Origin of the sequence: Neisseria sicca VK64, assembly GCF_000260655.1 — a bacterium.
Classification (GTDB): domain Bacteria; phylum Pseudomonadota; class Gammaproteobacteria; order Burkholderiales; family Neisseriaceae; genus Neisseria; species Neisseria sicca_B.
This window is the reverse complement of record NZ_AJMT01000178.1, coordinates 1-21,917: the sequence shown is the minus strand read 5'-3', so window position 1 is coordinate 21,917 and position 21,917 is coordinate 1. Positions and strand designations below refer to the sequence as shown.

The 21,917-nt window shown below is 51.8% G+C and carries 19 protein-coding genes and 1 other RNA gene; 7 read left to right on the top strand and 13 right to left on the bottom strand.

Annotation, left to right across the window (positions count from 1 at the left end; all coding sequences use genetic code 11):
- Positions 1-128: 128 nt before the first annotated feature.
- Together HMPREF1051_RS10320 and HMPREF1051_RS10315 are read right to left on the bottom strand one after the other, a co-directional pair.
- Positions 129-404 (bottom strand): RnfH family protein, encoded by a 276-nt coding sequence (locus HMPREF1051_RS10320; protein WP_003768257.1) that lies wholly within the window; start codon positions 402-404, stop codon positions 129-131.
- Entirely contained in the window at positions 397-828 is a 432-nt protein-coding gene (locus HMPREF1051_RS10315; RefSeq protein WP_003756250.1) for a type II toxin-antitoxin system RatA family toxin, read from the bottom strand. The genes HMPREF1051_RS10320 and HMPREF1051_RS10315 overlap by 8 nt, the downstream gene beginning before the upstream one ends.
- A gap of 159 nt (positions 829-987) precedes the next feature.
- On the opposite strand from HMPREF1051_RS10315, the gene ssrA reads away from it, so the two are divergent.
- Positions 988-1,350: a transfer-messenger RNA gene (gene ssrA / locus HMPREF1051_RS13660) on the top strand.
- A 117-nt stretch (positions 1,351-1,467) separates the two neighbouring features.
- Here ssrA and HMPREF1051_RS10310 read toward each other — a convergent pair.
- The 5 genes from HMPREF1051_RS10310 to rep form a co-directional block, all read right to left on the bottom strand.
- The gene (locus tag HMPREF1051_RS10310; protein ID WP_003768237.1) at positions 1,468-3,375 is read right to left on the bottom strand and encodes an ATP-binding cassette domain-containing protein; all 1,908 of its coding nucleotides are present in this window, start codon (positions 3,373-3,375) and stop codon (positions 1,468-1,470) included.
- A gap of 249 nt (positions 3,376-3,624) precedes the next feature.
- Positions 3,625-4,194 carry an RNA 2'-phosphotransferase gene (locus tag HMPREF1051_RS10305; protein ID WP_003768254.1) on the bottom strand — a complete coding sequence of 190 codons (570 nt, stop codon included), beginning with the start codon at positions 4,192-4,194 and terminating at the stop codon, positions 3,625-3,627.
- 61 nt (positions 4,195-4,255) lie between these two features.
- Complete coding sequence (trpE, locus tag HMPREF1051_RS10300) at positions 4,256-5,731, bottom strand: anthranilate synthase component I (RefSeq protein ID WP_003768243.1); 1,476 nt, start codon at positions 5,729-5,731, stop codon at positions 4,256-4,258.
- 162 nt (positions 5,732-5,893) lie between these two features.
- Positions 5,894-6,307: a hypothetical protein gene (locus HMPREF1051_RS10295; RefSeq protein ID WP_003768229.1), complete on the bottom strand. Its 414-nt coding sequence runs from the start codon at positions 6,305-6,307 to the stop codon at positions 5,894-5,896.
- A 454-nt stretch (positions 6,308-6,761) separates the two neighbouring features.
- Positions 6,762-8,762 (bottom strand): DNA helicase Rep, encoded by a 2,001-nt coding sequence (rep, locus tag HMPREF1051_RS10290; RefSeq protein WP_003768256.1) that lies wholly within the window; start codon positions 8,760-8,762, stop codon positions 6,762-6,764.
- A gap of 173 nt (positions 8,763-8,935) precedes the next feature.
- Here rep and cysT point away from each other — a divergent pair, with 173 nt between their 5' ends.
- The 3 genes from cysT (at position 8,936) to HMPREF1051_RS10275 (ending at position 11,957) form a co-directional block, all read left to right on the top strand.
- A complete protein-coding gene (cysT, locus tag HMPREF1051_RS10285; protein ID WP_003768248.1) occupies positions 8,936-9,772 on the top strand; it encodes a sulfate ABC transporter permease subunit CysT in 837 nt (278 codons plus the stop codon).
- 254 nt (positions 9,773-10,026) lie between these two features.
- The gene (gene cysW, locus HMPREF1051_RS10280) at positions 10,027-10,887 is read left to right on the top strand and encodes a sulfate ABC transporter permease subunit CysW (protein ID WP_003768270.1); all 861 of its coding nucleotides are present in this window, start codon (positions 10,027-10,029) and stop codon (positions 10,885-10,887) included.
- Positions 10,884-11,957 carry a sulfate/molybdate ABC transporter ATP-binding protein gene (locus HMPREF1051_RS10275; protein WP_003768227.1) on the top strand — a complete coding sequence of 358 codons (1,074 nt, stop codon included), beginning with the start codon at positions 10,884-10,886 and terminating at the stop codon, positions 11,955-11,957. The genes cysW and HMPREF1051_RS10275 overlap by 4 nt, the downstream gene beginning before the upstream one ends.
- A gap of 67 nt (positions 11,958-12,024) precedes the next feature.
- On the opposite strand, the gene HMPREF1051_RS10270 is transcribed toward HMPREF1051_RS10275, so the two are convergent.
- The 6 genes from HMPREF1051_RS10270 to HMPREF1051_RS10245 all read right to left on the bottom strand — a co-directional run bounded on the left by HMPREF1051_RS10270 (position 12,025) and on the right by HMPREF1051_RS10245 (position 18,763).
- Positions 12,025-13,143, bottom strand: coding sequence for a hypothetical protein (locus HMPREF1051_RS10270; RefSeq protein WP_003768264.1), 1,119 nt, complete (start codon positions 13,141-13,143; stop codon positions 12,025-12,027).
- A gap of 244 nt (positions 13,144-13,387) precedes the next feature.
- The gene (gene recD / locus HMPREF1051_RS10265) at positions 13,388-15,145 is read right to left on the bottom strand and encodes an exodeoxyribonuclease V subunit alpha (RefSeq protein ID WP_003768239.1); all 1,758 of its coding nucleotides are present in this window, start codon (positions 15,143-15,145) and stop codon (positions 13,388-13,390) included.
- A gap of 68 nt (positions 15,146-15,213) precedes the next feature.
- Entirely contained in the window at positions 15,214-15,507 is a 294-nt protein-coding gene (locus HMPREF1051_RS10260; protein WP_036492956.1) for a chaperone modulator CbpM, read from the bottom strand.
- A gap of 11 nt (positions 15,508-15,518) precedes the next feature.
- Complete coding sequence (locus HMPREF1051_RS10255) at positions 15,519-16,463, bottom strand: DnaJ C-terminal domain-containing protein (protein WP_003768246.1); 945 nt, start codon at positions 16,461-16,463, stop codon at positions 15,519-15,521.
- Positions 16,464-16,787: 324 nt separating this feature from the next.
- Complete coding sequence (locus HMPREF1051_RS10250) at positions 16,788-17,363, bottom strand: hypothetical protein (RefSeq protein ID WP_003768250.1); 576 nt, start codon at positions 17,361-17,363, stop codon at positions 16,788-16,790.
- 185 nt (positions 17,364-17,548) lie between these two features.
- Entirely contained in the window at positions 17,549-18,763 is a 1,215-nt protein-coding gene (locus HMPREF1051_RS10245; RefSeq protein WP_003768261.1) for a uracil-xanthine permease family protein, read from the bottom strand.
- Positions 18,764-19,099: 336 nt separating this feature from the next.
- Between HMPREF1051_RS10245 and cmk the strand changes: the two genes are divergently transcribed.
- The 3 genes from cmk to HMPREF1051_RS10230 form a co-directional block, all read left to right on the top strand.
- Positions 19,100-19,759 (top strand): (d)CMP kinase, encoded by a 660-nt coding sequence (gene cmk, locus HMPREF1051_RS10240; RefSeq protein WP_003759198.1) that lies wholly within the window; start codon positions 19,100-19,102, stop codon positions 19,757-19,759.
- A 155-nt stretch (positions 19,760-19,914) separates the two neighbouring features.
- Positions 19,915-21,600: a 30S ribosomal protein S1 gene (gene rpsA / locus HMPREF1051_RS10235; protein WP_003759201.1), complete on the top strand. Its 1,686-nt coding sequence runs from the start codon at positions 19,915-19,917 to the stop codon at positions 21,598-21,600.
- 10 nt (positions 21,601-21,610) lie between these two features.
- The coding region (locus HMPREF1051_RS10230; RefSeq protein WP_036492960.1) for an integration host factor subunit beta at positions 21,611-21,917 on the top strand (307 nt) is incomplete at its 3' end.

Sequence of the window (21,917 nt, the reverse complement as noted above, 5' to 3'; positions counted from 1 at the left end):
CCGGGATTTCCCAGTCCGACGATCATTTTGATTTTATTCGACATAATTATTTCTCAATACCGCAGAAAATGCGGTCAATTTCGATAAAAGGTCGTCTGAAAATGGTTTCAGACGACCCAAGTTAACTATCAATCCTGATTTTGTACACGTTTGCGGCGTGCCTCTTTAGGATCAATCAATAATGGGCGATAAATCTCAATCCGATCTTTATCGCGAAGAAGCGTCTCATCTTTAACTGATTTGCCAAAAATTCCCAGCGGAGCAGTTTGTAAGTCCAATTCAGAAAATATTTCATCCAGCCCGCTTTGGCATACCGCTTCACGCGTCGTGCAGCCATTTTGCACATTCATTTTTTTCAACACTTGCTTGTCAGGCAAACCGTAAACGACTTCAATCTCAAGCATAACGGCGATCCGCTTCTTTAACGAACGCATCAACCAATGCTCCGGACAAATGGCTGAAAACAGGAGAAATCATGGCAGATAAGACAGAGTTGGAAAATTCATATTCCAATTTAAATTCAACTTTGCACATATCGTCGCCCAAATCTAAGAATTTCCATGTTCCCCGCAAGATTTTAAAAGGTCCTTCCAACAAATCCATTCGGATTTCCTTACCGGGAATATTGTGATTGTGCGTAGCAAATGATTGGCGCACGCGCATATAGTCCATAAAAAGACGCGCTTTCAATTCATTGTTTTTTCGTTCGATAACTTCAGTTTTACTGTACCAGGGCAAAAATTTCGGATAGTCTTCAACCTTATCGACCAACTCAAACATTTGCTCCGCGCTGTGCAAAACCAAGATATTCTTCTCAACCTTTTTCATGCTCAAACAGGCTCAAAATCGGAAAGCGGTATTATAAACGAATTCACTGTATTTTTCAGACGACCTCGAATCTCTGCAACCATCCCAATCCAACTCATCATCAAGGCAGTCCTGCTTGGCAAAGTATAACGATATGCGTATAATCGACCTTTCCCATCTGGGGGCGATCTTGGTTTCGACGGGGGTTGCAAAGCAGATGCGGGCATACCGGGGTCTCAGATTTCCCGTAAAACACTGAATCTAAATAGTCGCAAACGACGAAACTTACGCACTGGCCGCTTAAGGCCTGCCGTTGCAGCAGTTGGTCAATGGGCTGTGTAGCGCAAGCTACCGCAACGTCATTCTACATTGACTGGTTTTCCGCCGGGTTACTTGGCGGGAAATAAGATTTAAGGTAACTGGTTCCTAGAAGGCCTGTCGGTCGGCATGATAGGAACGAGATTTCAAATAGACACGACTAAGTATGTAGAACGCTCTGTAGAGGACTTCCGGACGGGGGTTCGATTCCCCCCGCCTCCACCAAGTCTAATTTTCAGTTTTATTTTATAACGTATAAAAGCCTTGAAATATAACAATTTCAAGGCTTTTTGTTATCTCATTGCTGATGTTTAAAGCAAATAGGAATCTACTATCGGCAAATCAAACTGCTTCACCGTTCTGCTTCGCCTCCAGAAGCTCCCAGCGTTCCAATTTTTCCAAAAGCAGTGTTTCGATTTCTTCGGCGCGGTTTTGCAATGCACCGGCTTTCTCGTAATCTTTGAAAATTTCAGGATCGGAAAGCTGCGCGTTGATTGCCGCCTGTTCGGTTTCCAAGGCGGCGATTTCGTCGGGCAGGGCGTCGAGTTCGCGCTGTTCTTTGTAGGAAAGTTTGACCGTGCGGTTGGCTTTGGGTTTGGCTTTTTCCGGCTCAGCGGCTGCTTTGGGTGCGGAGGTCGTCTGAATTTTCTCTTCGCGTGATTTTGCGTCGATATAGTCCTGATAGCCGCCGATGTATTCTTTCAGACGGCCTTGTCCTTCGAAAACAATGCTTTGGGTAATTACATTATCGAGGAACATACGGTCGTGCGAGACAAGGAATACCGTGCCTTGGTAATCGCGCAGCAGGTCTTCGAGCAGCTCTTGGGTGTCGATGTCCAAGTCGTTGGTCGGTTCGTCCAAGACCAGGATATTGGCAGGGCGGGTGAAGAGTTTTGCCAACAGGAGGCGGTTGCGTTCACCGCCGGAGAGCGATGAGACGGGGCTTTGCGCGCGGGCAGGGTGAAACAGAAAATCTTCCAGATAGCTCATGACGTGTTTTTTCTTGCCGCCGATTTCGACGTAATCGTTGCCTTGGCCGAGCGTGTAAAACACGGTGTCGTTTTCGTTCAGCGCGCTGCGGAATTGGTCGAAATAGGCGACTTCCTGCTTGCTGCCGATGCGGATTCTGCCGTAGGTCGGCTGCAATTCGCCCAGAATCAGCTTGAGAAAGGTGGTTTTGCCGATGCCGTTGGGGCCGATTAAGCCGATTTTGTCGCCGCGCTGCAAGATGGAGGAGAATTTGTCCATGATGACTTTGTCGCCGTAGGCAAACGAGGCATGTTCCAGTTCGGCAATGATTTTGCCGCTTTTCTCGCCGCTGTCGAGTTTGAAGTTGACCTGTCCCTGCACGTTGCGGCGTTCGGCACGCTGACGGCGCAGTTCTTCCAAACGGCGCACGCGTCCTTCGTTGCGGGTGCGGCGTGCTTCGATGCCTTTGCGTATCCACGCTTCTTCCTGCGCATGGAATTTGTCGAAGAGGCGGTTGTGTTCCGCCTCAACCGCTAATTCCTGCGCTTTTTTCTCGCTGTATTTGGAGAAGGAGCCGGGATAGGAGCGCAGAATGCCGCGGTCGAGTTCGACAATGCGCGTGGCGATATTATCCAGAAAACGGCGGTCGTGGGTAATCACGACCAGGCTGCCTTCAAACGCTTTGAGCAGGTTTTCCAGCCAGATAATCGCGTCGATGTCCAAATGGTTGGTCGGTTCGTCCAGCAGCAATACGTCGGGCTTCTGCACCCAAGCCTGCGCCAAGGCGACGCGCTTTTTCTGCCCGCCGGAGAGGTTGCCGATTTTTTCGTTTTCCGGCAAACCGAGTTCGCCCAAAGTCTGCTTCACCGCCGCATCCAGCTTCCAACCGTCCTTCGCTTCGATTTCAAGCTGCAATTCGTTGAGTTCTTTCAATAAAACGTCGTCTGAATTGTGCTCCAAATCATGGCTGACGCGGTGGTAACGGCGCAGCAAATCGCGAATTTCGCCCAAACCTTCGGCGACGGTGTCGAATACGGTGGCTTCCTTGTCAAAAAACGATTCCTGCGGCACATAAACAATTTTGAGGTTGTTTTGAACGATAATCTGCCCGTCGTCGAGCTTCTGCACGCCGGCGAGGATTTTCAGAAACGAAGACTTACCCGCGCCGTTACGGCCGATTAAACCGATTTTTTCGCCGCTGTCGAGTTGGAAGGAAGTTTTGTCGAGCAGGGCGACATGGCCGACGGCAAAGGAAGCGTTTTCTACGGATAAGATGTTCATAAGGAAATAGGGAAAAATAAAATCAAGTCGTGTATTTTAACTGATTTTAAAAAGCTCTGTGATAGGTACGAAGAGAGATGGATAGAACTAAAGAATATTGAGAAACTTGAATCAATCGATATAATTTAACATAATATACATTATGCGAACTAATGTGCCAGATAATAAGTTACTCACAAACAAAATCCGCCCCTTATTTTTACGGGCGGATTTTTCTAAACATAAACTAAAAGAAAACTCGCACTAAATTCATAACTTGGCAATAAACTTCGCCGGAACGTTTTCAGTCAGCCAAACGCCGTTGTCTGCGAGGTAAAACTGATGGCCGTCGGCAAGCATGGCTGCGGTGTTGATGGTTAACACTACGGGTTTACCATGTCGGGAACCGACTTTGATTGCGGTTTCGATATCTGCCGAAAGATGGACGAAATGGCGTGAACCTGCATGCAGCCCCTGACCAAATATCGACTGTACCGATTTTTCCGCTGTACCGTGATATAGGATATCAGGCGGTGTCGTTGCGCAATACTGGATGTCAACCTGTTTTGTGGAATGCCCTTGCGCGGCACGAATACGCTTGCCGTCTTCTGATACGGTAAACCGTTTTTTGTCATTATTTTCAACAACTTCCATTAAATTATCGTACGTCAATGCAACGCCGGTAAAGTTGTGCTTGGGGTGATTTGCTTGTGCCAGCAGGATATCAATATCCACCCAGCCGTTTTTGTCCAAAGTAATTCCGATCTGTTCGGGTCTGTGACGCAAGATCAGGCTAAGGAATTTGCTGACGGATTTTTGTTGTTTTTCATTTAATCTCATGGGTGTTTTTCTTTCTTTTAAGTATTTTCAGACGACCCTCTCTACAAAGGTCGTCTGAAATTTATTTATCCAACCCTTCCTGCACCATCTGCGCAGCGCGTACCACTGCTCGGGCTTTGTTCTGCGTTTCCTGCCATTCGGAGGTTGGATCGGAGTCGGCGACGATGCCTGCGCCGCTTTGGACGTATAGCGTGTTGTTTTTCACTACGGCTGTGCGGATCGCAATCGCCAAATCCATGTCGTTGTTGAAGCCCCATACGCCGACGGCGCCGCCGTAGATGCCGCGTTTGCTCGGTTCGACTTCTTCGATGATTTCCATGGCGCGGACTTTGGGTGCACCGGAGAGTGTGCCGGCGGGGAACGTGGCGGCGAGGATGTCCATGTTGGTAACGCCCTCTTTCAGACGACCTTCGACGTTGGAAACGATGTGCATCACATGGGAGTATTTTTCAATCACCATTTTGTCGGTTACTTTGACTTCGCCCGTTTTGCTGATGCGGCCGACGTCGTTGCGCCCTAAATCGATAAGCATGACGTGTTCGGCGATTTCTTTGGCGTCACTTAATAAATCCTGCTCGTTGGCAAGGTCTTCGGCGGGGGTTTTGCCGCGCAGGCGCGTACCGGCTATGGGGCGGACGATGACGTCGTCGCGTTCGCGGCGGACGAGGATTTCGGGCGAGGAACCGACGATGTGGAAATCGCCAAAATCGTAGTAAAAGAGGTAAGGCGAAGGGTTGAGCGTGCGCAGGGCGCGGTAGAGGGCGAGCGGGCTGTCGGTAAACTCCATGCTCATGCGCTGGCTGGGGACGACCTGCATGCAGTCGCCTGCGAAGATGTAGTCTTTGATTTTATCGACGCAGGCTTTGAACGGTTCTTGGCCGAACTCGCTGACGGCTTCGGTGTGTTTGCTGCCGAGCGAGAGCGGGATGGCGCAGCTTTGGCGCAGCTGGGTGCGGATGTCTTCGAGGCGTTCGCGGGCGCATTCGTAGCCGTCGGGCTGTGAGGGATCGGCATAAACGATGAGGTGGATTTTGCCGCTCAAATTGTCGATAACCGCCAACTCTTGCGACAGCATCAGCAAGATGTCGGGCGTGCCGAGCGGGTCGGCTTTGGCGGTGTTTTTCAGGCGGTGGGCGAAGTGTTCGAAATTGTAGATAGTTTCGTAACCGAAGTAGCCGACCAGTCCGCCGGTAAAGCGCGGCAGGCTTGGGATTTCGGGCGTTTTGAAACGGTTGTGGAAGGCTTCGATAAAGGGCAGCGGATTGCCGTCGTGTTGCTCGACGATTTCGCCGTTTTGATAAACATCGACGTGTTTGCCGCCGGCTTTGAGGTAGTGGCTGCAAGGCAGTCCGATAAAGGAATAGCGGCCGAAACGTTCGCCGCCGACAACGGATTCGAGCAGGTAGGTATAGGGGCGGTTGGCGAGTTTGAGATAGAGGGAAAGCGGCGTATCCAAGTCGGCAAGGAGTTCTTGAACGAGCGGGATGCGGTTGTAGCCTTGGGCGGCTTGGGCTTGATATTCTTGTTTGCTGATCATTTCTATTCCGTTTGTCGGGTACTTTTCAGACGACCTTATCCGAGTAAAAACCGGTTGAATTATCCGAAAAGTATAGCAGTTTATCGATGGTGTTGACAGTATGCGGGTCGTCTGAAAAAGCAAAACGCCGTTTGCTATCAACGGCGTTTTAGGCTGGGGATATCAGGCGTTTGGCGTAGCGGCATGGCGTTTTTTAGCCTGTTTCCATTTGTATGCGTAGCCGAGTACGACCGGAATCAGCGACAGGATGAATTTGAAGGTCCAGCTTGCATACCATGGTCTGTTCAGGATAATCGCCTCCCCTCCGGAAGCGGGAACGACGATGTCTTTGATGGCGAACCAATCCAAATATGGCCACCAACACATCACCAAGCTGCCTAAAAACAGCGGCCAGATATTACGGCTCAAATTAATCTGCCACAGGCGGAAGCATACGCCTGCCCATACCAGCGTCAGGCCGGTAATCAGGAAGATGGTGTAAGTATCGGCGCCGAGAAAGGCGGCGATGAAATAAGTCAGCACCACCCAAATGACGGCAAGGACAAGGACGATGATTTCTTCAGGACGTTTGAACATTTCAGCGCTTCTCCAAAGCAATGTCGCATCATACGGTTTAGGGCGGGCTGACGATTGGCGGCGCGGGAATCTTTAGGGATAACATATAAAACGTCGCTTCCGCACCAATCAGCCTGCCTGAAAGTCTGTTCAGGCGATACTATACCCGAAACGAAATAGTTTGAATATGCTACTTATTGCTAGGACGGGCGTTTCAGACGACCCTCAAATCGCTGAAAAAGGTCGTCTGAAAACCGATACTTTCAGACGCCCTTAAACCATTTTCAGACGACCTCTTTGCGCCCTGTCTTTCTGATGTATAGTGGATTAACTTTAAATCAGGACAAGGCGACGAAGCCGCAGACAGTACAGATAGTACGGAACCGATTCACTTGGTGCTTCAGCACCTTAGAGAATCGTTCTCTTTGAGCTAAGGCGAGGCAACGCCGTACTGGTTTAAAGTTAATCCACTATATCAGCCCTTCCCTTTCGCCGCCAACATATCCAGCATCCCCGCCAGATGGCTTCTGCCCTCTTCCTTGCTCACAATCGGTTCGCCGCCTTTGCGCCCTAAAATCTTGATGTCTTCCTGCGGCATTTCGTCGATGAAGCGGCTGGGTTCGGGGAACTGCCATGTGCCTTGTTTTTTGCGTTTGACGCAGTGGGTCAACGTAAGCTGGCGCTTGGCGCGGGTGATGCCGACGTACATCAGGCGGCGTTCTTCTTCGACGTTGTCTTCTTCGATGCTGTCGTTGTGCGGCAGGATGCCCTCTTCGCAGCCGACAAGGAAGACGTAGGGGTATTCCAAGCCTTTGGAGGCGTGTAGGGTCGAGAGTTTGACGGCATCGACTTCTTCTTCGCTTTTGCCTTCCAAGAGTGTCATTAAGGCGACGGTTTGGGCAAGTTCGATGATGTTTTTGCCGTCTTGTTCGCCTTTGCGCTCTAGCCAACCGGTCAGGTCGCTGACGTTGCGCCATTTGATTTCGCCGGCTTTGCCTTCTTCACTGGCAAGCAGGTGGTTTTCGTAGTCGATTTCTTTGAGCAGGCTGTTGATGAGTTCGCCCGCTTCGCTGGTTTCCGCTTTGGCGCGGTAGCTGCCGAACATATCCATAAAGGTTTGCAGGTGTTGGCGGTTGGTGTTGTTCAGCAAAGCAAGGGCTTCTTCGGTTTGCGCGGCTTCATACAGGCTGCATTCGTGTTCGTGCGCGTAGGTGTTGAGCTTGCCCAACGTTACATCGCCGATGCCGCGTTTGGGCGTGGTAACGGCGCGCAGGAAGGCGGGATCGTCGTTGGGGTTGGCAAGCAGGCGCAAATAAGACAAAACATCTTTGATTTCGGCTTTGTCGAAAAAGCTTTGTCCGCCAGAGAGTTGGTAAGGAACGCGCGCGCTGCGTAAGGCTTCTTCAAAAATCCGCGCCTGATGGTTGCCGCGGTATAACACGGCAAAATCGGCGTATTGGGTTTTATCGCCACCGACTAGCTTCTGCTTGACGATTTGGCTGACGACCCAGTCGGCTTCGTGTTGCTCGTTTTGGCAGGCAACGACTTTGACGATTTCGCCTTCACCGAACTGCGACCAAAGTTTTTTGGTGAACAGCTTGGGGTTGTTTTCGATGACTTTGTTGGCGATTTTGAGAATCCGCGCGGTGGAGCGGTAGTTTTGCTCCAGTTTGATAACTTTCATCTGCGGATAGTCTTCCTGCATTTTGCGCAGGTTTTCCATGTTTGCGCCGCGCCATGCGTAGATGGACTGGTCGTCGTCGCCAACGGCGGTAAACATGCCTTCTGCGCCGGTCAAGAGTTTCATCAGCGTAAATTGGCAGGTATTGGTGTCCTGACATTCGTCAACCAACAGATAACGCAACCGCCGCTGCCATTTGTTGCGCACTTCGCTGTTTTGCTGCAACAGCACGGCGGGCAGGCGGATTAAGTCGTCGAAGTCCACCGCCTGATAGCTTTGCAGGGTTTCCTGATAGCTTGCATACACGCGCGCGATTTGTTCTTCCCAAGCGTTGGAGGTCGTCTGAAGCACGTCCTCGGGCGTTTTCAAATCGTTTTTCCACAGGGAAATTTGATGCTGCGCTTTGAATAAGGCTTCTTTTCCTGTGCCGCCCAAAAGTTCGCCGATGATTTTCGCGCTGTCGGTGGAATCAAGGATGGAAAAGTTTTTTTTGTAACCGATATGGTTTGCCTCTTCGCGCAAAATCTTCATGCCCAAAGAGTGGAACGTGCAAATCGTCAGCCCGCGCGTTTGCGATTTGGGCAGCATTTTGGCAACACGTTCCTGCATTTCCGTAGCGGCTTTGTTGGTGAAGGTAATCGCGGCAACGGTATGCGGCAGATAGCCGACGTTGACAATCAAATGCTTGATTTTTTGCGTAATCACGCCGGTTTTGCCGCTGCCGGCGCCGGCAAGCACGAGCAGAGGCCCGCCGAGGTATTTGACGGCGGCTTGCTGTTGGGGGTTGAGTTTCATGGGAATGCAGACGAACCAAAAAGAGGCGCAGATTATAACAGGTCGTCTGAAAGCCCCAAACGGCAATCCGACATATATAACAAAATCATCTTTGCAACAAACAAACCATTCTTTCCGTTTTTCAGACGACCCCGTTAAAGTGGCAGCATCTTCTTTTTCCCTTCCGAGCGACCATGTTATTACTCAAAACGCCCAGCGTACTGCCCGGCTTCAAAATCAGCCTCGGCCTGACCGTATTGTGCCTGTCGCTTCTGGTGGTTTTGCCGTTTGCGATGATGGCGGCGAAGGCGGCGGAAATCGGCTGGGGCGGCTTTTGGAACACGATTGCCGAGCCGAACGTGTTGGCGGCAGTGTGGCTGAGTTTGCGGATGTCGTTTTATGCGATGCTGACCAATGTCGTGTTCGGCACGCTGGTGGCGTGGGTGTTGGTGCGCTATGAATTTCCGCTCAAGGGGCTGGTGAACGCGCTGGTCGATTTGCCGTTTGCGCTGCCGACGGCAGTTACGGGTATCGCGTTGGCGACCCTATATGCACCCAACGGTTGGATCGGCCGATTTTTCGAGCCTTTGGGCATCAAAATTGCGTTTACGCCCATCGGCATTTGGATTGCGCTGGTCGTCGTCAGCCTGCCTTTTATTGTCCGCGCCGTGCAGCCGGTATTGGAGGAATTGTCGGGCGAATATGAGGAGGCGGCGGCGACTTTGGGCGCAAACCGTTTCACGACGTTCCGCCGCGTGCTGCTGCCGGAAATCACGCCGGCGCTCTTAACCGGCGCGGGCATGATGTTCGCGCGGGCAACGGGTGAATACGGCTCGGTAATTTTTATCGCGGGCAACATTCCGATGGTTTCCGAAATCCTGCCGCTGATTATTACGGGCAAGTTGGAACAGTTCGATGTACAGGGCGCATCGGCGGTGGCGTTGTTTATGCTGCTGGTTTCGTTTGTGATTCTGTTTGTGCTGAACGTGATGCAGTGGGCGTTGAGCAGGCGTTCGGGTGCGAAGGGTTGAGGGGTCGTCTGAAATCCCTCTTACCGTCATTCCCGCGCAGGCGGGAATCCACCGCACTGCAACAGAAAAACCAAAAATAAATAAGGCAGCCGAACTTTACCGATGGATTCCCGCCTGCGCGGGAATGACGGCAGCTAGACGCTTTTTGCTCTCTTAATCAATAAAAGGTCGTCTGAAAACGAATCCGCCCCACGAAAACGGTTTTTTCAGACGACCTCCAAACATCTTAAAACCAACCAGAGAACACCACCGCCATGAAACCCTATTCCGCCAATCCCAACCTGACCGAACCGCGCTGGCTGAGCGTGTTGCTGACCGCTGTCGCGCTGGGGTTCCTGCTGCTGATGCTGGTCGTACCGCTTGTCGCCGTGTTTTACGAAGCGCTGAAAGGCGGTTGGGATTTGTACCTTCAATCTATTACCGACCCTGAAGCGTGGGCGGCGATCAAGCTCACCCTGATTACCGCCGCAGTGGTCGTTCCCGTTAATGCCGTCTTGGGCGTGGCGATGGCGTGGCTGCTGACCCGTTTCGACTTCCGCGGCAAGCAGTTGCTGACCACCCTGCTCGATTTGCCGTTTTCCGTATCGCCCGTGGTTGCCGGTTTGATGTTCGTCTTATTGTTCGGCGCGCACACGGCGTTGGGTGGCTGGCTCGAAGCGCAAGGCATACAGATTATCTTCGCCATCCCCGGCATTATTTTGGCAACGCTGTTCGTTACCTTCCCCTTTGTCGCACGCGAAATCATCCCGTTGATGCAGGCGCAGGGCGACAGCGAAGAACAAGCTGCCCTGATACTCGGCGCAAGCGGCTGGCAGATGTTTTGGCGCGTTACCCTGCCCAACATTAAATGGGCGCTGCTCTACGGCATCATCCTCACCAACGCCCGCGCGATGGGCGAGTTCGGTGCGGTCAGCGTGGTATCGGGACACATACGCGGCGAAACCAACACCATCCCGCTTTTGGTCGAAATCTTCTACAACGAATACAACTTCACCGGCGCATTCGCCCTCTCCGGCGTATTGGCACTTTTAGCACTGGCGACGCTGGCGGTGCAGAACATCATCACAAAATTACAAGATAAAAAACTCGCCGCCGCCGAAAGGAACGCAGCATGAGCATCACCATCCAAAACTTAAACAAACACTTCGGTAGTTTCCACGCGCTGAAAAACATCAACCTCAACGTCCCCACCGGCAAACTCGTTTCCCTGCTCGGCCCTTCCGGCTGCGGCAAAACCACGCTCCTGCGCATCATTGCCGGACTGGAAAACGCCGACGGCGGCAATATCCTGTTTGACGGGCAAGACGTAACCACCAAGCATGTGCGCGAACGCAAAGTCGGTTTCGTGTTCCAACACTACGCCCTCTTCCGCCACATGAACGTGTTTGACAACGTCGCCTTCGGCTTGACCGTATTGCCCAAGTCCGAACGCCCGTCCAAAGAACAAATCCGCACCAAAGTCGAAGAATTGCTCAAACTCGTGCAGCTCTCCCACCTCGCCAAATCCTATCCGCACCAGCTCTCCGGCGGCCAACGCCAGCGCATCGCCCTCGCCCGCGCCCTCGCCGTCGAACCGAAACTCCTGCTTCTGGACGAACCCTTCGGCGCGCTGGATGCCAAAGTACGCAAAGAATTGCGTACCTGGCTGCGCGACATCCATCACAACTTGGGCGTAACCAGCATTCTGGTTACCCACGACCAAGAAGAAGCCCTCGAAGTTTCCGACGAAATCGTCGTCATGAACCACGGCAAAATCGAACAAACCGGCAGCGCCGAAGCCATTTACCGCAAACCCGAAAACGCCTTCGTTACCGAATTTCTCGGTGAAACCGACGCATTTGAAGGACGCATCGAAAAAGGCATTTGGCATTACAACGGCTTCGCGTGGAAATTGGACGCGCAATACAAATGGCAGGAACAAACCGCCACCGGCTACATCCGCCCGCACGAATGGCAGATCGCCGCCGAACATGAAACGCCGATGATCCGCGCCGAGATTGAAAAAATCCACGCCGTCGGCGCACTGACGCACGTTTTGGTGAAACACGGCAAACAGGACGTACATATCACACTGGCAGGCAGCGACGCCTCGCGGCTGGATTTGTCCGCAGGGCGGGAATTGGCATTGGTGCCGAAACAGGTTTATGTGTTTTCGCAAAACGAGTTGATTGAATATTCGATTTGATGGAGGAGAAAAGCAAAGGTCGTCTGAAAACAGGTTTTCAGACGACCTTTTGCTTTATCCAAACGGCTTAGAATTTGTATTCCACTTGACCGCGCAAGACGTTGACGTCTTGTCTGCTTGAGCCGGCAGTCGGGGTAACTTGTTTACCCGCCAAGTAAAAGCCTGACACTTTCCAGTTTTTCCAAGGAACGTAGGTCGCGCCGACTTGTACGCCTTGTACGTTTTTGCTGTAGTCTTGTACGGAAGATACGCCCGAAAGTGCGCCGACGCGGCGGTAGTTCAGGAAGACGTCGTAGGAATTGCGGACTTTCCAGTCGGCGAGTTTGTAGCGGACTTCGGTGAACACGCCGTCGTTTTTGATTTTTTGTCCTGCGTCGTTATAGGCTTTGATGTTGGACTTGCTGACCGCCGCCATCCAACGCCAATCGTCGTTGAATTTGACATCTGCGCCGATTTCGCCGAAGACGGCATTTTTCTTCGCGCCGCGCACGTCTATGTCTTTCATGTAGCTGACGGTTGCGCCGACGTTGATGTTTTCGTTAATCGGCAGGCTGCTTTGAATGGCGGCGAAGTGTTTGCGGCGGCCGCCTATGCCCCATACGTTGTCGTTGAGGCTGCCGGTACGGCGGCCAGCATAGATTTTAGTGGGCAGGGTTTTGTTGTCAAAGAAGATTTCTCCGCCGGTTACTTCGGTATCCCAGACACGGCCGTAGGAAGAGAATGCGCCGAATTTACCGACGCGGGCTTTGACGCCTTCGGTAATCGAGCCTTCGGCATAGAGTTTGTTCACGGGAACATCATGGTCGCCGTTGAATTTGCCGGTTTTCAAGTCGATGTTGGGTTCGATTTGGGTCACCAGTTTCCAGTCTTTATAGAGTTTGGCACGCAACCAGAATTCGGCGTTGAAATTGGTATTGGAGGCGTCGGGCGTGGGATTGGTGCTGCTGTTGTTGGCATTGATGTCTTTGGTGTCGGCACGGACGCGGAATGTGCCGTTTACGGTCAGCAAATCGTTGAAAATGCTGATTTTGTCTTCGTCTTTGCGGATGACGCTGCCCGAATTGACGTAATCGCTCGTCGTTGCCAATGCGGCGGCATCGCGCTCTACGCTAGCGGTTTCTGCAAATGCGGTGGGTAATGCCGCCAAGGCAGCGCATACAACGGCAAAGTTTTTTTGGATGTTCATGCCAATCTCCGATTGAAGGGTAAAAGGTATTTTTAACAAAAATTCCTAATCAATATTTGTTAGAAATTTACTAATTTTTGTAATCGAACGGCTGTAATCCTATGAAAGACGGCACAAACCGTCAAGAAGATTTAGAGTATTATGCTTATTTCCAAACTGATTTTGACGCATATCAATAGAGAAAGGTCGTCTGAAAACTTCCGGCAGCATCCGTTTCGTTTTCAGACGACCTTTAGGGTTTGATTCAAGCTTTCGGCACGAACATCGCATCCAAAATGTCGCCCAATGCCGTGCGGCGGGTTTTGCGGGTTTCCACCGCCATCCGCCATTGCTCTTCATTTCCCCAAAAGACGAAGCGTTCCCGTGCGCGGGTGATGGCGGTGTAGAGCAGCGCATTGTTTAAGCCCGACAGCGCGTCATCCCCGCCCTGCTCTATTTTCCCCGACGGCGGCAGCAGCCAGACTTCCCGATATTCCGAACCCTGGCTTTTATGCACAGTCATGGCGAACGCGGAATCAAACTGCGGCAGGCGGCTGATGGCGATTTTTTTGAAACCGTCCGCATTCGGAAAATACGCCGCCAAGCCGTTCGCCGACTCCGCGTCGGGCATAATCAGCCCGATGTCGCCGTTAAACACTTCCAGCGTATAGTCGTTGCGCGTAATCATGATGATTTGTCCCGCGAACCACGGTGTATCCGCGCCCGCCCGATGTTTGCGTTGCAGATAACGGCAATACTCTTCGTTGAACGCCTCCGCGTCCTGCCGCCATGCCGCCAAAACAACCACGTCCGCCGCGTGTCCGAACGCCAGTGCCACATCGTTTTTATCGACTGCCTGCCAGTATTTTTCGTGTTTGCGGTAAAGCAGCTCCGCCTGTTGTTTCAGACGACCTTCACGGATTTCCAGCTCGTCAGGGAACAAGGCAAACTGCGCCCAACCTTCCCCGCTCTTGCCCGATACGACCGCCCTTGCCAAGCAACCGATGCCGCTGTCTGCGCCGAAACGGTGGCTAACCTTCAGTTGCGCGACGTTTTGCGATAAAGCCGGCGGATTTTCCTCCACGAGGAAACCGTGTTCCGGCAGATAAATGCTCAGCTGATCCGCCGTCTCCTTATCCAAAACCGTCCGTCTCGACAACGCCGCCAATACCGCGCCGACGCCGACCGAAGGCAGTTGGAACTCGTCGCCCAAAAAAATCACGCGGCAGCCCGACGGAATCGCACGCAGCAAGTGAAGCAGCAGGGAAACATCCAACATCGAAGCCTCATCCACTACCAACACATCCAAAGGCAGCGGGCGGTTGCCGTCAAACGCAGGTAGCATTTGCGGCGGGCGCAGTTTCAAAAGGCGGTGGACCGTCTGCCCTTCCAGCGCGGACAAATGATTGCGCACCGCCTCTGGCATCTCGAAACCGTCCACCGCACGATGCAGCGCGCGCGCCATATGCGCCGCAGCCTTGCCCGTCGGCGCGGCCAGAGCGATACGCGGCAGGCGCGTGGCAGAGTTGGTGCAAATCAGCCCCAAAAGTTTCGCCACCGTCGTCGTTTTACCCGTACCCGGCCCGCCCGTAATCAGCATAAACGCCTGAAGCAGGGCAAGCCCCGCCGCATCCCGCTGCCCTGCGCTGCCTTTGTCGGCAAACCAACCGGACAAGTTTTGCGACGCGCTCATCCAATCCACAGGCTCGACTTCCGCTTCTGCCAAACGCTTGATTTCAGCCGCCAAATCATGCTCGAGCTGCCACATCCGCCCCAAAAACAACTTTCTGCCCTGCAACACCAACGGCGACGCGCCCTGCCCGACCGTCGGCGCCAATCCCGCCAATTCCTCCGCCTCGCCCTCATCCAGCCACACAAACGAATGCCCGTTCTGCAAAGCAGCAAACAGCCGCAATACATACGGCGTCAGCGCCGCAGCATGCTCCGGTACGCAACGCTCCAGCAAATGCCCGGCCGCTTGAGCGGCGGCAAGGTTCAAATCATCGGCGGTATTCTCAGCCATTTTCGTTTCCCGTATTGAAAAAAGGTCGTCTGAAAACTGTTTTTCAGACGGCCTTCTTTTGTTGACCGCTATTTGCCTTCATCCAGAAGGGATAAGGGCTGCTGTGCCTTGCGCAATTCTTCCACTTCGTCCAGCAGGCGCATAATCAGGCCGAGCGCGGGAATGCCGGCATCGAAGTCGCGGCTCAGGCGCTGGGCGCGGCGGATGCGGGCGAGTTGGAAACCGCTGTACAAAGTTTGTTCCGGCCTGCCGTTTACGTTGATGATTTCTTCCTCTATCAGCTCCAGCAGCCAATCGCGGCGGCAGCGGCTGGCAGCGAGGATTTCTTCGAAAGTCAGGGTAATGTCGGTGTGTTGCGTCATGGTTTGTCCTTTCAATTTGATGCGCTTTTGCCGTCAAAGTGGGCGGCAAGCTGCGCCCATGCGGCGCGGTCGGCTTCGCTTTCGGCCTTGGGAACGCTGATGCGGATGTTGAGGTACAAATCGCCCGCTTCTTTGGCCGGAATGCCTTTGCCTTTCAGGCGTATGCTTTTACCGTTTTGGCTGTTAGCAGGCAGGTTGACCTGCAAGCGTCCGGCTGCGGTGGGAACAATGATTTTGCCGCCCAATACGGCTTCCCAAGGCTTGACGTCTATGGTCTGGTATACGTCTTTTTTGTTTTTAACGTATAAATCGGGTTTGTCGTGGAACTTGATTTTCAGATACAAATCGCCGTTTGCGCCGCCGTTGTGACCGGGCAGGCCCTGTCCCGCCAAACGGATTTGCTGGCCTTCGGTAATGCCTTTGGGAATTTTGACGTTTAAGGTTTTGGTCTGATAACCGACGCGGCCATATTCGTCCACGGTCGGCACGTTCAGGCTTAATGAGCGCTCCGCGCCGACATAAGCGGCGTAAATATCGATACTCAGTTCGGCGTGCTGGTCTTCGCCTTTAATCGGACCGTCCGGCCTTGCGTGCGCCTGTCTCTGACTGCGGCCGAAGCCGGCAAACAAATCTTCAAAATTGAAATCGCCTGCGCCGAAAGGTTCGCCTCCACGGTATTCGTAGTGAAAACCGCCGGATTGCGCGCCGCCGAACGGATTGCCGCCTGCACTGCGGCCGTAGGGGTTGGCCAGCAATTCGTCGTATTCGGCACGCTTTTCACGGTCGGATAAGGTTTCGTAGGCTGTGTTGATTTCGGCGGTGCGCTCGGCGGCGTCAGGTTCTTTGCTGACGTCGGGATGGTATTTGCGTACCAGTTTGCGGTAGGCCTTTTTAATGGTGTCGGCGTCGGCGGTTTTGTCCACGCCGAGAATTTCGTAATAGGTTTTTTCTGCCATATCGTTCTTCCGTCTTTATCATGTTAATCATTATGCCGTATTTGCTATTTATAAGGGCGGAAGGCATAGATTCAATACTCTAGGCGCACAAATAAACGGTTAAGGCAGGTAAGCATCAAAAAGGTCGTCTGAAAACGGAAATCCGGTTTTCAGACGACCTGTATTATATAGTGAAATCAATCGGCAACAGTTACAGGGCGGCGGTTGTTCAAATCCCATAGCCGTTTGGACAGTTTTCAGGGATTTTAAAAGCCAGCTGGAACGTACAGGAGCGTTTCTATTCCGTAGTCGGCTTTGTAAGCTTTTTGCCTAATGCCCTGCTCTTCAGTTATCAAAACCTCCGTATTTAGATACAGAAATTTCTAAAATACTGCCCCCTTTACGGTAACGCCGAGTTTGATTCGGTGCTCTACCTTTACCCGGATAAATTCCTGTTCCTATTTCCATTCTAAAGTCGAAATGTTTCGGGTGGCGGGTAAATATTGCGTATTCACGAGATTCGATTTCCGACATTATGATTTTTTTGACTTTACCCAGTTTGGCTTCTGCATCTTTAATCTTCATGCCCGGATGTACCCCCGAAACCGTGTGACAGGCGGGAGAATAGGTGCTCAAAGAATCAATTTTTTTATGGAGTTTTATAGGAGAATCAGGATTGTCGTCTCCATCTTGCAAAGCGAAAACCATAACGTCTTTAGACAGCGTAATGGCAACAAATGCTACACCTTCGGCGTCGCTTGTTCTCTCCATTTTCGCCTTCGGGAATTTCTGTTTTACCTGCTTTAAGTTCTGCCCTAATTTAATTCCTGCGATGCTGTCTTTTTGAATCAAACATTCGGCAGCGGCCGGCATGGCAAGACCCAAAATTAACGCACTCATGATCCCGATTTTGTGCAACATGGTTACTTTCCTATTTAATAAAAATAGGATATTAACATATCAATATCTCTATATGGCAAGGATATCGTTCCAGACGACCTATTATCATTTTGCCAACATCAAATCCTTTCGCTAAAAAGGTCGTCTGAAATCAGGGCATTCCCCGTTTCAGACGACCTTTTCTCCCTATCGGCGACAATGCCAAATCAACTTTCCGTCTTCGGATTCGGCAGCAAGAAATTCAATACGATTGCCAAAATGGCGCACAAACCGACGCCGGCAAAACTCAACGTACCGACATGAACCGCCATGCCGCCGACGCCAACCGTCAGAACCGAGCTGACAATCACCAGATTTTTCGGCTGCATCAAATCCACTTTCGCATCCACCAGCGTTTTAATGCCCAAAGAAGCAATCGTGCCGAACAAAAGCAGCATGATACCGCCCATTACGGGCAGAGGGATGGAAGCGAGGAAAGCATTGAATTTGCCGAAAAACGCCATAGCGATAGCGAAAATCGCCGCCCAAGTCATAATGACCGGATTGCTGTTTTTCGTAATCATCACCGCGCCCGTTACCTCGCCGTAAGTCGTTACCGGTGGACCACCGATCAAACCTGCCACGCATACGCCCAATCCGTCGCCCGCCAGTGTTTTATCCAAACCCGGGTCTTTGGTGTAGTTGTTGCCCGTTACATTGCCGATTGCCATGATGCCGCCGATGTGTTCGATGGCGGGCGCGATGGCGACGGGCAGCATAAACAGCGCTGCCTGCCAGTTGACTTGCGGTGTTTCAAAATGTGGTACTTCAAACCACGGCGCAGCCGCGATGGTGGTGGTATCTACCAAGCCCATGACCAAAGCCAAAATATAGCCTGCAGCCACGCCGATTAAAATCGGAACCAGTTTCATCATACGGCTGCCGAAAACCGATACAACCACCGTAACGGCAAACGTAAAGCCCGACAAAATCAGCGCATCCGCATAGTCTATTACTTGCTTTCCGCTGGATTTGCCCATTGCCATTTCACTTGCGGCTGCAGCGACAGACAAGCCGATGACCATAATCACAGGCCCGATAACCACGGGTGGCAGCAGCCGGTTGACCGTAGCCAGCCCGCGCCATTTAATCAGCACAGCAAACACAAAATACATAAAACCCGCCGCAAACAGCCCGAACATGGTCGAAGGCAGGCCCCATGTTTCGAGGGAGTAGATAATCGGCGCAATAAAGGCAAAAGAAGAGCCGAGGAAAATCGGCACTTTACGCTTGGTGACTATTTGAAAGAGCAGCGTACCGATGCCCGCCCCCAAAAGTGCCAAAGAAGGATTCAGTTTGGTCAAAAGCGGAACAAGCACCATCGCACCGAACGCTACAAACAAAATCTGCGCGCCGGAAACCGCCAATTTAAGCTGGTTCATCAAAAAGCCTCGTCAAATCAATTCAAACGGCGGGAATTATACAGTTTCACCCCATAAATGAACATTAATTTACAAACAACCCATTAAATATACCAAGCCCCTGAAAACAAAACTGAACCGCCCTACTCCTAACCTGCCAAATCTTCATCTGAATTACCCAAACGAAATAATAACAAATAAAGTCAGGTTTATATCCAAGCTCCAATTAACACCAGAGGTCGTCTGAAACGCTTTTTCAGACGACCTCGGTTCTCATTATTAAACAATTATCTATATAATGCCTGCCTGATACGTCCTTTCAGACGACCTCCTACATTATTCTCAGAAAGCCAAAATATGAATACCAAACAAAAAGTCATCGCCATAGACGGACCCAGTGCATCGGGGAAAGGCACAGTCGCTTCCCGCGTCGCTCAGGCTTTGGGGTTCGATTATCTGGACTCCGGCGCGTTATACCGCCTGACCGCACTGTATGCGAAGAAACGGGATGTGGAATGGAACGATGAAGAGGCGGTTGCCGCGTTGGCGGAAAATCTGCCCGCCCGCTTTGAAGGCACTCAGGTCTTTTTGGATGACGAAGACGTTTCGGGACAAATCCGCAGCGAAGCCATCGGCATGGGCGCTTCTGCAGTGGCGCAGTTGCCGAAAGTGCGTGCCGCGCTTTTGCAGCGGCAGCGTGATTTTCTGACGGGAAAAGGTTTGGTTGCCGACGGGCGCGATATGGGTTCGGTTGTTTTCCCCGATGCGGCGTTAAAGGTTTTTCTGACCGCAGGTGCGAAAATACGGGCGGAACGTCGCGCCAAACAAATCGGCATTCCGTGCGAAGGCTTGGAATTTGAACGGATTTTGTCGGACATCGAAGCACGCGATGAAGCGGACCGCCGCCGCAGTGTCGCGCCCTTAAAGCAGCTTCCCGATGCGGAGCTTTTGGATACGGGCGGGCTGAGTATCGAAGAAGCTGTAAAAAAAGTGCTTGATTGGTATCATAAAGTTTGAAATTTAGGGTATAATCCCTGCGTTTTGTTTCAGACGACCTTTGGAGCATCTAAAGGTCGTCTGAAATATTTATTTTCAAAGCCTGCCGTGCCAAGGGCGGCAGGCATTCTCCAACCTACCCCGCACCCCTTGGCGGTGTACCGAAAAGAGTATATATGACTATGGAAAATTTTGCCCAGTTGCTTGAAGAAAGCTTTACCCTGCAAGAAATGAACCCGGGTGAGGTGATTACTGCCGAAGTCGTGGCAATCGATCAAAACTTCGTTACCGTTAATGCAGGTCTGAAATCAGAATCTCTGATTGACGTTGCTGAATTCAAAAACGCTCAGGGCGAGATTGAAGTTAAAGTTGGCGATTTCGTTACCGTTACCATCGAATCCGTTGAAAACGGCTTCGGCGAAACCAAACTGTCCCGCGAAAAAGCCAAACGCGCTGCCGACTGGATCGCTTTGGAAGAAGCGATGGAAAACGGCGACATCCTGTCCGGCGTTATCAATGGCAAAGTCAAAGGCGGCCTGACCGTTATGATCAACAGCATCCGCGCATTCCTGCCGGGTTCTTTGGTTGACGTTCGTCCCGTTAAAGACACTTCCCACTTTGAAGGCAAAGAAATCGAATTCAAAGTCATCAAACTGGACAAAAAACGCAACAACGTCGTGGTTTCCCGCCGCGCCGTTCTGGAAGCTACTTTGGGTGAAGAGCGCAAAGCCCTGCTGGAAAACCTGCAAGAAGGCTCTATCATCAAAGGTATCGTTAAAAATATCACCGACTACGGTGCATTCGTTGACTTGGGTGGCATCGACGGCCTGTTGCACATCACCGACCTGGCATGGCGCCGCGTGAAACACCCGAGTGAAGTGTTGGAAGTCGGTCAAGAAGTTGAAGCCAAAGTCCTGAAATTCGACCAAGACAAACAACGCGTTTCTCTGGGTATGAAACAATTGGGCGAAGATCCTTGGAGCGGCCTGACCCGTCGTTACCCACAAGGTACCCGCCTGTTCGGTAAAGTATCCAACCTGACCGATTACGGTGCATTCGTTGAAATCGAACAAGGCATCGAAGGTTTGGTACACGTTTCCGAAATGGACTGGACCAACAAAAACGTACACCCAAGCAAAGTCGTACAATTGGGCGACGAAGTCGAAGTTATGATTCTGGAAATCGACGAAGATCGCCGCCGTATCTCTTTGGGTATGAAACAATGTCAAGCCAATCCTTGGGAAGAATTTGCCGCCAACCACAACAAAGGCGACAAAATCTCCGGTGCGGTTAAATCCATCACTGACTTCGGCGTATTCGTAGGTCTGCCTGGCGGTATCGACGGTCTGGTTCACCTGTCTGACCTGTCTTGGACTGAAGCCGGCGAAGAAGCTGTACGCAAATACAAAAAAGGCGAAGAAGTTGAAGCCGTTGTATTGGCAATCGACGTTGACAAAGAGCGCATCTCTTTGGGCATCAAACAGCTGGAAGGCGATCCTTTCGGTAACTTCATCAGCGTAAACGACAAAGGTTCTTTGGTTAAAGGTTCTGTGAAATCTGTTGACGCCAAAGGTGCCGTTGTTGCCCTGTCTGACGAAGTGGAAGGCTACCTGCCTGCTTCCGAATTCGCAGCCGACCGCGTTGAAGACCTGACCACCAAACTGAAAGAAGGTGACGAGGTTGAAGCCGTTATCGTAACCGTCGACCGCAAAAACCGCAGCATCCGCCTGTCTGTTAAAGCCAAAGACGCTAAAGAAAACCGCGAAGCCCTGAATTCAGTCAATGCTGCTGCAACCGCCAGCGCAGGTACTACCAGCCTCGGCGACTTGCTGAAAGCCAAACTGTCCGGCGACCAAGAATAAGGTTGCAGACATGACGAAGTCTGAATTAATGGTTCGTTTGGCAGAAGTTTTTGCCGAGAAAAACGGTAACCAATTGCTGGCAAAAGACGTCGAATACAGCGTAAAGGTTTTGGTTGATACCATGACCCGCTCGCTGGCTCGCGGTCAGCGTATTGAAATCCGTGGTTTCGGCAGCTTCGATTTGAACCATCGCCCGGCCCGTATCGGCCGCAACCCCAAAACCGGCGAACGTGTGGAAGTGCCTGAAAAACACGTCCCTCACTTCAAGCCCGGTAAGGAATTGCGTGAACGTGTGGACTTGGCTTTACAAGAAAATG

Bases quoted from the DNA above. Each gene is read 5' to 3' on its own strand.
- HMPREF1051_RS10320 (WP_003768257.1), bottom strand. From the start codon at position 404: ATGCTTGAGATTGAAGTCGTTTACGGTTTGCCTGACAAGCAAGTGTTG.
- HMPREF1051_RS10315 (WP_003756250.1), bottom strand. From the start codon at position 828: ATGAAAAAGGTTGAGAAGAATATCTTGGTTTTGCACAGCGCGGAGCAA.
- HMPREF1051_RS10310 (WP_003768237.1), bottom strand. From the start codon at position 3,375: ATGAACATCTTATCCGTAGAAAACGCTTCCTTTGCCGTCGGCCATGTC.
- HMPREF1051_RS10305 (WP_003768254.1), bottom strand. From the start codon at position 4,194: ATGAGATTAAATGAAAAACAACAAAAATCCGTCAGCAAATTCCTTAGC.
- trpE (WP_003768243.1), bottom strand. From the start codon at position 5,731: ATGATCAGCAAACAAGAATATCAAGCCCAAGCCGCCCAAGGCTACAAC.
- HMPREF1051_RS10295 (WP_003768229.1), bottom strand. From the start codon at position 6,307: ATGTTCAAACGTCCTGAAGAAATCATCGTCCTTGTCCTTGCCGTCATT.
- rep (WP_003768256.1), bottom strand. From the start codon at position 8,762: ATGAAACTCAACCCCCAACAGCAAGCCGCCGTCAAATACCTCGGCGGG.
- cysT (WP_003768248.1), top strand. From the start codon at position 8,936: ATGTTATTACTCAAAACGCCCAGCGTACTGCCCGGCTTCAAAATCAGC.
- cysW (WP_003768270.1), top strand. From the start codon at position 10,027: ATGAAACCCTATTCCGCCAATCCCAACCTGACCGAACCGCGCTGGCTG.
- HMPREF1051_RS10275 (WP_003768227.1), top strand. From the start codon at position 10,884: ATGAGCATCACCATCCAAAACTTAAACAAACACTTCGGTAGTTTCCAC.
- HMPREF1051_RS10270 (WP_003768264.1), bottom strand. From the start codon at position 13,143: ATGAACATCCAAAAAAACTTTGCCGTTGTATGCGCTGCCTTGGCGGCA.
- recD (WP_003768239.1), bottom strand. From the start codon at position 15,145: ATGGCTGAGAATACCGCCGATGATTTGAACCTTGCCGCCGCTCAAGCG.
- HMPREF1051_RS10260 (WP_036492956.1), bottom strand. From the start codon at position 15,507: ATGACGCAACACACCGACATTACCCTGACTTTCGAAGAAATCCTCGCT.
- HMPREF1051_RS10255 (WP_003768246.1), bottom strand. From the start codon at position 16,463: ATGGCAGAAAAAACCTATTACGAAATTCTCGGCGTGGACAAAACCGCC.
- HMPREF1051_RS10250 (WP_003768250.1), bottom strand. From the start codon at position 17,363: ATGTTGCACAAAATCGGGATCATGAGTGCGTTAATTTTGGGTCTTGCC.
- HMPREF1051_RS10245 (WP_003768261.1), bottom strand. From the start codon at position 18,763: ATGAACCAGCTTAAATTGGCGGTTTCCGGCGCGCAGATTTTGTTTGTA.
- cmk (WP_003759198.1), top strand. From the start codon at position 19,100: ATGAATACCAAACAAAAAGTCATCGCCATAGACGGACCCAGTGCATCG.
- rpsA (WP_003759201.1), top strand. From the start codon at position 19,915: ATGACTATGGAAAATTTTGCCCAGTTGCTTGAAGAAAGCTTTACCCTG.